Annotated in this window: 1 protein-coding gene; it reads left to right on the top strand. The window is 47.7% G+C overall.

Annotated features, from left to right (window positions below):
• Nucleotides 1-136 precede the first annotated feature (136 nt).
• Nucleotides 137-1,423, top strand: a complete 1,287-nt coding sequence (locus tag BACCOPRO_RS16805) for an IS1380-like element IS615 family transposase (protein ID WP_007567149.1) — start codon at nucleotides 137-139, stop codon at nucleotides 1,421-1,423.
• The last annotated feature ends 153 nt before the right edge of the window (nucleotides 1,424-1,576 follow it).

Below are 1,576 nucleotides of genomic sequence, written 5' to 3'. Positions count from 1 at the left end.
CCTTAATTCCGCAACATAATTGATAATTATTTTTATAAGTTCCTGAGCAACATTTTGTTGCCCAGGTTTTTGCCATGTCAGCGTTTTCACTTACCTTAGTGTTGCGAATCCAAAGACAAAGAAAACCGCAACAGGCATGGCAAAGGTAGCAATAAAATCCGAAAGACTCACTCCTTTTGGAGGCATATTTCCAATCATGGAGCAATTTACCTCCCTTCTCTCCTCTACAATTGACTCAACACTTGGGTTGAGATGCAAACTCTATGGTTATCAATACAGCGAAATCATCCGCTCCCTCCTATGCGTTTACTTCTGCGGCGGTTCTTGCGTTGAGGATGTCACCGCCCACTTAATGAGTCATCTTTCCCTTCACCCCACACTCCGCACCTGTAGCGCCGACACCATCCTTAGGGCAATAAACGAACTGACCCGGGAAAACATCTCATACACGTCTGATGCCGGAAAGTCCTATGATTTCAATACGGCAGACACACTCAACACATTGCTCCTGAATTGCCTGTTGTCCACAGGGCAGTTGAAAGAGGGCGGGGAGTATGACGTTGACTTTGACCACCAGTTCATTGAGGCGGAGAAGTACGATGCAAAGCCCACGTACAAGAAATTTCTTGGTTACAGGTCCGGTGTGGCCGTTATCGGCGACATGATTGTCGGCATAGAGAACAGCGACGGCAACACCAATGTACGCTTTCACCAGAAGGACACGCTAAAGAGGATTTTGGAGAGACTTGAAGAGAAGAAGCTGACAGTCAAACGCTTCAGGGCCGACTGCGGCTCATGCTCTGAAGACATTGTGGATGAGGTCAGGAAGCATTGCAGGACATTCTACATACGCGCCAACCGCTGCTGCTCGCTCTATGATGACATCTTCGCGCTCAGAGGGTGGAAGAAGGAAGAGATAAACGGCATCGTGTTTGAGTTGAACTCCATTCTCGTTGAGAAGTGGAAGGGCAAACCGTATCGCCTGGTAATCCAGAGACAGAGACGCATGGGCAGTGGACCGGACCTGTGGGAGGGGGAATATACATACCGCTGCATCCTGACCAACGATTACGAATCATCCATGAGGGACATCGTGGAGTTCTATAACATGCGCGGTGGCAAGGAACGCGTCTTTGATGACATGAACAATGGGTTTGGATGGGACAGACTGCCTAAATCCTTCATGGCGGAAAATACCGTGTTCCTGCTCCTGACGGCACTGATACGCAATTTCTACAAGGCCATCATGCAAAGGATTGAAGTGAAGAAGTTCGGGCTCAAGGAAACCAGCCGTATCAAGACGTTTGTCTTCAAATTCATTTCAGTACCTGCCAAGTGGATTAAGACCGCAAGGCAATGTGTGCTGAATATCTACACCGACAACCATGCATATGCAGAAGCCTTCAAAACTTCTTCCGGATGATTTACATCACTTGATGGCCACTGATTGCGTATTGCCTCAAGTCGCTTTATGGGGTAAGGGGATGGTATGCGCATTGAAACGGACGCGAGGACTTAATGGTTATCTTACGAATCAAAAGTCCATTTCTCTTTATGTAGGTAGCACTTCGGGAAT

The organism is Phocaeicola coprophilus DSM 18228 = JCM 13818, assembly GCF_000157915.1.
GTDB lineage: Bacteria > Bacteroidota > Bacteroidia > Bacteroidales > Bacteroidaceae > Phocaeicola > Phocaeicola coprophilus.
This window is presented reverse-complemented; position numbering and strand designations above follow the sequence as displayed.